Annotated in this window: 7 protein-coding genes and 1 pseudogene; 4 read left to right on the top strand and 4 right to left on the bottom strand. The window is 76.2% G+C overall.

The features are described 5' to 3' along the window. The coding region (locus ACFV8H_RS40620) for a DEAD/DEAH box helicase (protein WP_380409707.1) at positions 1-1,814 on the bottom strand (1,814 nt) is incomplete at its 3' end. A gap of 698 nt (positions 1,815-2,512) precedes the next feature. On the opposite strand from ACFV8H_RS40620, the gene ACFV8H_RS40615 reads away from it, so the two are divergent. Next, positions 2,513-3,241 carry a ferritin-like fold-containing protein gene (locus ACFV8H_RS40615; protein WP_375884817.1) on the top strand — a complete coding sequence of 243 codons (729 nt, stop codon included), beginning with the start codon at positions 2,513-2,515 and terminating at the stop codon, positions 3,239-3,241. 42 nt (positions 3,242-3,283) lie between these two features. On the opposite strand, the gene ACFV8H_RS40610 is transcribed toward ACFV8H_RS40615, so the two are convergent. The 3 genes from ACFV8H_RS40610 to ACFV8H_RS40600 form a co-directional block, all read right to left on the bottom strand. Continuing rightward, on the bottom strand, positions 3,284-3,643 hold the full coding sequence (locus ACFV8H_RS40610; RefSeq protein ID WP_375884818.1) for a hypothetical protein: 360 nt from the start codon (positions 3,641-3,643) through the stop codon (positions 3,284-3,286). Between the two features lie 107 nt (positions 3,644-3,750). Next, a complete protein-coding gene (locus ACFV8H_RS40605) occupies positions 3,751-3,978 on the bottom strand; it encodes a DUF3107 domain-containing protein (protein WP_375884820.1) in 228 nt (75 codons plus the stop codon). Between the two features lie 133 nt (positions 3,979-4,111). Beyond that, entirely contained in the window at positions 4,112-4,771 is a 660-nt protein-coding gene (locus tag ACFV8H_RS40600) for a TetR/AcrR family transcriptional regulator (RefSeq protein ID WP_375884822.1), read from the bottom strand. A gap of 269 nt (positions 4,772-5,040) precedes the next feature. Between ACFV8H_RS40600 and ACFV8H_RS40595 the strand changes: the two genes are divergently transcribed. The 3 genes and pseudogenes from ACFV8H_RS40595 to ACFV8H_RS40585 all read left to right on the top strand — a co-directional run. After that, positions 5,041-5,943: an alpha/beta fold hydrolase gene (locus tag ACFV8H_RS40595; RefSeq protein ID WP_380409704.1), complete on the top strand. Its 903-nt coding sequence runs from the start codon at positions 5,041-5,043 to the stop codon at positions 5,941-5,943. Positions 5,944-6,318: 375 nt separating this feature from the next. After that, on the top strand, positions 6,319-8,106 hold the full coding sequence (locus ACFV8H_RS40590; protein ID WP_380409702.1) for a DUF3492 domain-containing protein: 1,788 nt from the start codon (positions 6,319-6,321) through the stop codon (positions 8,104-8,106). Next, positions 8,106-8,398: pseudogene (locus ACFV8H_RS40585) on the top strand (hypothetical protein); the annotation flags it as partial. The gene ACFV8H_RS40590 and the pseudogene ACFV8H_RS40585, both read left to right, overlap by 1 nt.

Here is an 8,398-nt window from a genome sequence, read left to right as displayed (position 1 = left end):
CTTGCGGGTCCGGGTGCGGGCCGGCTTCTTCTCGGCCGGAGCCTCGGCCCCTCGGTGACGGCGGCGGCCTCGACCGTCTCCGCGACCTCGGCCGCCTCGGCCTTGGGCTTGCGGGTCCGGGTGCGGGCCGGCTTCTTCTCCGCCGGGGCCTCGGCCGGAGCCTCGGTGACGGCGGCGGCCTCGACGGCCTCCGCGACCTCGGCCGCCTCGGCCTTGGGCTTGCGGGTCCGGGTCCGGCGCGGCTTCTCCTCGGCCACCGGGGCCTCCGGGGCCACCGGCTCGGCCGCGACCACGGCGGCCTCGACCACCGCGGCCGCCTCGGCGACGACCTCGGCGGCGGCCACCGGGGTGACCTCGCCCGAGGCGGCGCCACCGCGCGAACGGCGGCGGCGACGGCGCGGCGCGGCCTCGCCCTCGGCGCCCTCGACGGCCGGAGCCGCCTCGGTCACCGCCGCGGCGACGGCCGCCTCGCCCTCGCCGAGCTCCGAACCACGGCGGGTGCGGCGGCGCTCACGGGTGCGGCGCGGCTTCTCCTCCGCTGCCGGGGCCTCGACGGCCGGGCGGCCCGAGCCGGCCCGCCCGCCGCGGGCGGTGCCGCGACCGGTGCGGGCGCCCCGCCCGCCGGTCTCGCCGAGGTCCTCGATCTCCTCCGCGCCGAGTCCGGCCCGGGTGCGCTCCGAACGCGGCAGCACACCCTTGGTGCCCGGCGCGATCTTCAGCAGCTCGTACAGGTGCGGCGAGGTGGAGTAGGTCTCCTCCGGCTCGTTGAACGGCAGGTCCAGCGCCTTGTTGATCAGCTGCCAGCGCGGGATGTCGTCCCAGTCGACCAGGGTGACGGCCGTACCGGAGGCGCCGGCCCGGCCGGTGCGGCCGATCCGGTGCAGGTAGGTCTTCTCGTCGTCGGTGCACTGGTAGTTGATGACGTGGGTGACGCCCTCGACGTCGATGCCGCGGGCGGCCACGTCGGTGCAGACCAGCACGTCGACCTTGCCGTTGCGGAAGGCGCGCAGCGCCTGCTCGCGGGCGCCCTGGCCGAGGTCGCCGTGGACGGCGCCGGCCGCGAAGCCGCGCTGGGTCAGCTGGTCGGAGACGTCGGCGGCGGTGCGCTTGGTGCGGCAGAAGATCATCGCCAGTCCGCGGCCGTCGGCCTGGAGGATGCGCGAGACCATCTCGACCTTGTCGAGCGAGTGGGCACGGAAGATGTGCTGCTCGATGTTGGCGACGGTGGCGCCGGTGTCGTCCGGGGCGGCGGCCCGGATGTGGGTCGGCTGGCTCATGTACCGGCGGGCGAGGTTGATGACCTGGCCCGGCATGGTGGCCGAGAACAGCAGGGTCTGCCGCTTGGCCGGCAGCATGGTGATGATCTTCTCGACGTCGGGCAGGAAGCCCAGGTCGAGCATCTCGTCGGCCTCGTCCAGGACCAGCGCGCGGACCTTGGACAGGTTCAGCTTCTTCTGGCCGGCCAGGTCCAGCAGTCGGCCCGGGGTGCCGACCACGATGTCGACGCCCTTGTTGAGCGCCTCGACCTGCGGCTCGTACGCCCGGCCGCCGTAGACCGCGAGCACGCGGACGTTGCGGACCTTGCCGGCGGTCTGCAGGTCGTTGGTGACCTGGGTGCAGAGCTCGCGGGTCGGGACGACGATCAGCGCCTGCGGGAAGTCCGAGAGCTGGTCCTCGGTGGCCCGGCCGGCGTCCACGTCGGCGCGCACCACGGCGCGCTCGATCAGCGGCAGGCCGAAGCCGAGGGTCTTGCCGGTGCCGGTCTTGGCCTGGCCGATGACGTCGTGGCCGGTCAGCGCGACCGGGAGGGTCATCTCCTGGATGGGGAAGGGGTGGACGATGCCGACGGACTCGAGGGCCTCGGCGGTCTCCGGGAGGATCCCCAGGTCCCGGAACGTCGTCTTGATGGGTTCAGCGGTGGTGGACAGGGTGCTGCCTCTTCCGTTTTCGGAGGGCCGAGAGCGAGCGGCGGGCGGGCAGCCGCGCGGCTGTGTACGGGCCTGGCGGCCCTGAGTACAGCTGAGCGGACGCACAACCGCGCCGGTCCCTGCGGCCGGCCGGTGCGCGCGGCCCGTTGACGGGGCGCGTCGCCGGCGGCGTCGGGGAGAGTTCCCGTGAGGGACCTGCGCGGGACCTCCGCCAGGTGGGCGTGGTCTCGGCGGCCCTCGCTCGGCCACTGATGCGGTGCCAAGGCTTGAAGTCCAAGCCATGGTCGGAGCCGATCGGCTCTCCGACCGGGCATCCGCGTACGTGAGTACCCGTGCCTCCGGTGCGGACACGTCCGGGGGACGCGCTGCCGCTACGGAGCGGGCTCGTGCGGGCCACCGAGACGGCGGTGGCACCGTGCGAGCACGACGGGGCTCCGTACCACCATACAGTCAGGCGACGACTCGAACACGTGATGCGTCTGACACCGCCCCCGCCGACGGGTGCGCGGGGAGCCGATCCGGCAGGTCACCGGGGTGCGTCCGGTGGTGGGGCGCGGGCGGGGGCGGGACTAAGGTGGCGGGTCATGGAGACCCATGGTGAGACGCAGGACGGCGCGCCCGGCTCGATCGGCGACTGGGCCACGTGCTCGGCCGAACCGGGCTACCGCGCGGCGGTGCTCGACCTGCTCGGCGCGCTCGCGTACGGCGAGCTGAGCGCCTTCGAGCGGCTCGCCGAGGACGCCAAGCTGGCGCCCGGCCTCGCCGACAAGGCGGCCCTGGCCCGGATGGCCTCCGCCGAGTTCCAGCACTACCAGCGGCTGCACGACCGGCTCGCCGAGATCGGCGCCGACCCGCAGGAGGCCATGCGCCCCTTCGTCGAGCCGCTGGAGCTGTTCCACCGGATGACGGCGCCCTCGGACTGGCTGGAGGGCCTGGTCAAGGCCTACGTCGGCGACGCCATCGCCACCGACTTCTACCGCGAGGTGGCCGTCCGGCTGGACGACGACACCCGCGACCTGGTCCTCAGCGTCATGTCCGACACCGGCCACGGACAGTTCGCGGTCGACAAGGTCCGCCAGGCCATCGAGGCCGACCCGCGGGCCGGCGGCCGGCTCGCCCTGTGGGGCCGGCGGCTGATGGGCGAGGCGCTCAGCCAGGCCCAGCGGGTCGTCGCCGAGCGGGACGCGCTCTCCAACCTGCTGGTCGGCGGCGTCCAGGTGCAGGGCTTCGACCTGGTCGAGGTCGGCAAGATGTTCAACCGGATCACCGAGGCGCACACCCGGCGGATGGCCGCCCTCGGCCTGGCCTCGTAACGGGCCCCGTCACGGGCCCCGTCGTGCGCCTCGCCACGGGTCTCAGGCCGGCCGGTGCCGCCGCGGCGCGCGGTGGGCGCCGGCCCGGTGCGGGTGGTGCCGGTGCGCCGGGGCCCGCCCGGCGGCGAGGTCCGGCCGGGCCAGCAGCGAGGTGACCACCCCCGCGGCCAGCGCCGAGAACACCACCGCGGCCACCGGCAGGCGACCGTCCAGGCAGAAGTGCGCGACCACCCCGCCGAGCAGCGCCGAGGCCAGGGCCGTCCCCACCACCAGCGGGCGGGGGGCCCGGTAGTACCCCGGCAGGCCCAGCAGCGCGGCCGCGGCCGCGGCCAGGCCGACCAGCACGAAGACGAGCGATTCGACCAGCACGGCGGCCTCCCCGGGGGAACGGGCGTGCGGCACCGGTGCCGCACCTGTCGCCGTACCCAGGCCGACCTGCCCGTACACGCGACGGTGCCCCGTTCCCTCGGGAGGGAACGGGGCACCGGACGGACCTGCTCGGCGGCGGCTCAGGTGGTGCCGAAGCCCACCTTGCGGGCCGCCGACTCGCCGATCTCCACGTACGCCAGGCGCTCGGCCGGGACGATGACGCGACGGCCGTGCTCATCGGTGAGCGAGAAGAGCTTGGTGGAGCCCTCCAGCGCCTTCGCGACCGCGCTCTCGACCTCATCGGCAGTCTGCGAGCTCTCGATCACGATTTCGCGCGGCGCGTTCTGCACGCCGATCTTGACCTCCACGGCTTCCGTCCCTCCGGTTCTGCAGTCTCCACGCGCGGCGACGGACCGCCTGGGACAAGCGATCACGGCGACCGCGCCGTACGGCTTCACCATAGAGCACCCGATCACCGCCCAGGCGAAGGTCAGCGGATCGTCACTGCTGGGCGGAGCCCTCCGGCGCGAGGTCGCCCGGGTGCATCGGGAAGCCCTTGAGCCCCCGCCACGCCAGGCTGGCGACCAGCCGCACCGCCTCGTCGCGCGGGATGTCCAGACCCTGCGACAGCCAGTACCGGGCGGTGATCTGGGCCAGGCCGCAGACCCCGGCCGCCAGCAGCTTGGACTCCGCCTCCGGCAGGTCGGTGTCCTCCTGGATCACCTGGCTGACCAGCGTCGCGCTCGCCTCGGAGGCCCGCTCCACCCGCTCGCGCACGGCCGGCTCGTTGGTCAGGTCCGACTCGAAGACCAGCCGGAACGCGCCGGACTCGCTGGAGACGTAGTTGAAGTACGCCTCCATCGTCGCGGCCACCCGCAGCTTGTTGTCGGTGGTGGTGCCCAGCGCGTCCCGGGTCGACTCGACCAGGGCGTCGCAGTGCTTGTCCAGCAGCGCCAGGTAGAGGTCCAGCTTCCCGGGGAAGTGCTGGTAGAGCACCGGCTTGCTCACCCCGGCACGGTCGGCGATGTCGTCCATGGCGGCCGCGTGGTAACCCTGGGCGACGAACACCTCCTGGGCGGCACCGAGCAGTTGTTCACGGCGGGCGCTTCGCGGCAGGCGGGCACCGCGCGGGCGCTCCTGCGCCTCCTGGATGGCCGTCACGGCGCTCCTCACTTCGGGGTTCTTCGGGGCTGGCAAGAGGGCCGAGTCTACTTTTCGGTAACCGCGCCCGCCCCTGGCGAAGGCGAGAAAAGCAGTCCGGCCGCTTGTCAGGAGCCCACAATACGGCGCTGACCTCGGCGTCGGCAGTGGTGCGACGAGGGATGGGACGAGCGAGGGGACGGGCGGACGGGACGGGCGGACGGGACGGGGGCCGGGAAGGCCGGACCACCCCCGCCGCCCCCGACCGGGCCTCACTACCATCGTCCACCATGAGCAGCGCTGAGCAGCAGGTACGTACGGTCGAGGTCCCCGGCGCGGTGCTCGCGGTGCACCGGCCCGCCGGGGCGGGCGGCACCGACGGCCGCGAGCCCGGGCTCTTCGTGCACGGCCTGGGCGGCTCGGCCGGCAACTGGAGCGCGCTGATGGACCGGCTCTCCGGCCTCGTCGACGGCGAGGCCCTCGACCTGCCCGGCTTCGGCCGCTCCGGCCCGCCCGCCGACGGCAACCTCAGCCTCTCCGGCCACGTCCGCGCCGTCATCGGCTACCTGGAGGCCGCCGGCCGCGGCCCCGTCCACCTCTTCGGCAACTCGCTCGGCGGCGCCGTCTCCGTCCGGCTCGCCGCGCTGCGCCCCGACCTGGTCCGCAGCCTCACCCTGGTCTCGCCCGCGCTGCCCGAACTGCCCCCGCAGCGCTCCGCCTGGCCCACCGGCCTGCTCGCCCTGCCCGGACTGCCCGCCCTGCTGCGCCGGCTGCCGGCCGGGCGGCGCGACGCCGAGGCGGCCACCGAGGACCTGCTGCGCCTGGTCTACGGCGACCCGGCCGGCCTGAGCCCGACCGCCCGCGCCGAGGCGGTGGCCGAGTACCGGCACCGGCTGGCGCAGCCGCACGCGATGCCGGCCCTGATCGGCTCGGCCCGCGGCATCGTCTCCGCCTACACCGAGCGCGGCGACCAGGCGCTGTGGCGGCAGGCCGAACAGGTCGCGGCGCCGGTGCTGCTGGTGTACGGGCTGCGCGACAGGCTGGTCGCCTACCGCTCCGCCCGGCGGGCCTGCGCGGCCTTCGCCGACGCCCGGCTGCTGGTGCTGCCCGAGTCCGGGCACGTGGCGATGATGGAGCACCCCGACGCGGTCGCCCGGGCCGTGCGCGAGCTGATCGCGGACACCGCCCGCTGAGCGACGGGCGGCATCGGAGCGGCATCGGGGCGGCATCGGGGCGGCGCCGGCCCGGCGCCGGGGCGCCGTATAGCGCCCGCTAACGGCCCGGTCCCGGGCGAGGTCACGGCAGTTCACTCGTTCAGGTGGCAGCCAGGCATGTGACCGATGGATCGCCCCGGGCCGGTCCTACCTTTCTGCTGCCGGACCGAACAGGTGTGGGGGAGGACCGCTGACGCCGGAGCACGCGGCGCACGGCCCGAGCAAGCGTCCCGGCGTACGGCCCCGCGGCTCCCGTGGCCCCCGCCCAGGGGGCGTCCCAGGGGTGCGGGGGGCGGTCGGCCCTGACCGGGGCTGCCGTCACCGCCCCCGTCCCGAGGCAGAAGGAGGACTCCCGTGCGCGTCGCGCTGCTCACCGAGGGTGCCCGTCCGCATCCCGACCGTGGTGCCGGGGCCTGGTGCGAGCGGCTGGCCGAGGGCCTGCCGGAGCACGAGTTCGAGCGGTACCTGCTCACCGGCCCGGACGACCCCGGCGCCCGGCGCCCGCCCGCCCGGCCCGGCACCCACCACCTCGCGCTGTGGGGCCGCCGGCCGCGCGGCCGCGCCCCCGGGGCGCTGCGCAGACGCCAGTACGCCCGGGCGTACGAGGACCTGGTGCGGGCACTGGTGCTGCCCGGGGAGCGGGCCGGCTTCGGGGCCGGACTGTACCGGCTGGCGGCGCCCGCCCGGGAGGACGGGGGCACCCTGCCCGCCTTCCTCGCCTCCGCCCACGCCCGCCGGGTGCTGGAGCGGACCTGGCGGCTGCCCGGCGCGGACACCTCGGCCGGACAGCCGCTGGTCCGTGACGTGCTGGTCGCCGCGGACCTGCTGGAGCAGTGCCTGCGCCCGCTCTCCGCGCCCTGGTACGGCACCGGGCCCGGCGGCCTCGGCGCCGTCGACCTGTGCCACGTGGTCGGCGGCGGCCCGGCCGCGCTCCCCGCCCTGGTCGCCCGGCAACTGCACGGGGTGCCCTTCGTGGTCACCGAGCACGGCCTGCACCTGCGCGAGCAGTACTTGGGTCACCCGCCCCGAGCCGAAGGGCGCGCCGGTGCCGAAAGCGAGGAGCGACAAGCGAGGGACGAGCGCCGGAGCGACGACCGTCGGCACCGGGTCCGAGCGCCCGGAGGCGAGCGGGCGAGTCACGCGGCGCCTTACAGGTGGCCGGTCCGGGCGCTGCTGCTGTCCTTCTTCCGGGCGCTCACCGAGGAGACCTACCGGCAGGCCGCGATACTCACCCCGGGCAGCGCCCACGACCAGCAGTGGCAGCGCCGCTGCGGGGCCGATCCGGCGCGCACCCGGGTCGTCCACGAGGGCACCCCGGCGGTGGACCGCCCGGCGGCCGGGCCCGAGCCCGAGCGGCCCACCCTGGTCTGGGCGGGCCCGCTGGAGCCGGGGCGGGACACCGAACTGGTGCTGCACGCCTTCGCCCGGGTCCGCGCCGAACTGCCCGCGGCCCGCCTGGTGCTGCACGGCGAGGAGGCCGCCCCCGGCTACCGGGCGCACTGCGCGGCCGTCGCCGAACGGCTCGGGGTGACCGCGGCGGTGGACTTCGCCGGCCGGCCCGGCTCGCTCGCCGAGGCCTGGCAGGGCGGCACGGTGGCGGTCTTCTCCGCGCTCTCCCAGCGCAGCCCCCGGCTGCTCGTCGACGCCATGCTCAGCGGCCGCGCGGTGGTCTCCACCGACGTCGGGGTGGCCCGCGAGGTGATCGGCCCGACCGGGCTGCTGGTGCCCGCCCGCGACCCGCGGGCCCTGGCCGGGGCCTGCCTGGCACTGCTGCGCGACGAGGAGCGGCGCTCCCGGCTCGGCCTGGCGGGGCGGCTGCGGGCGCAGGAACGCTTCGCCGTCGAGCCGGTGACCGGTGCCTTCCGGGAGATCTACCTGGAACTGGTCTCGCAGTACCCCGCCTTCCCCGAGGGCGGCGGGGCGGGCCACGGCGGCCGGGCACCGCGCCCGTTCGCGCGCCCCGCCGAGTACTGGCTCAACGACGGCCCGGCCGGCGGTCGCGACGAGGACGCGGACGGGGCGCCCGCGCCGGCACCGCGCCGCCGGGCCGGGCAGCTCGCGGCCCTGACGGTGCGCACCGACCCGCCGACCCGCCCCGACCAGGCCCGCCCCGCCGGACCCGCCCTCGCGGAGGCCGTCTGATGTCCGGCCCCGTGGCCAGCGCCGACCCGGTGCGCGAGCTGATGGCCGAGCACCGGGACCTGTGCGAGCGCGCCGTCGACCCGCTGGAGATCGCCGCCGGGCTGGAGGAAGCCGGGCTCGGCCCGGACGCCGCGGCGCGCTGCCGGCACGCCGACCTGTTCTCGCTGGCCGACGAGCTGTACGCCCGGGTGCCCCGGCGGCCGTCGCCGCCCGAGCCGCCCGAACCGCGCCGCTGCGCGGCCGCCGCCCGGGCGGCGCTGACCGCCGCCGCGCTGGCCGCGCCGCCCTGCGC

It is taken from the genome of Kitasatospora sp. NPDC059827 (assembly GCF_042731675.1).
Classification (GTDB): Bacteria; Actinomycetota; Actinomycetes; order Streptomycetales; family Streptomycetaceae; genus Kitasatospora.
The sequence above is the reverse complement of the archived record's forward strand: the minus strand, read 5'-3'. Positions and strand labels throughout refer to the sequence as shown.

Excerpts from the sequence above, each read along its gene's own strand:
- ACFV8H_RS40615 (WP_375884817.1), top strand. The coding sequence starts at position 2,513 with ATGGAGACCCATGGTGAGACGCAGGACGGCGCGCCCGGCTCGATCGGC.
- ACFV8H_RS40595 (WP_380409704.1), top strand. The coding sequence starts at position 5,041 with ATGAGCAGCGCTGAGCAGCAGGTACGTACGGTCGAGGTCCCCGGCGCG.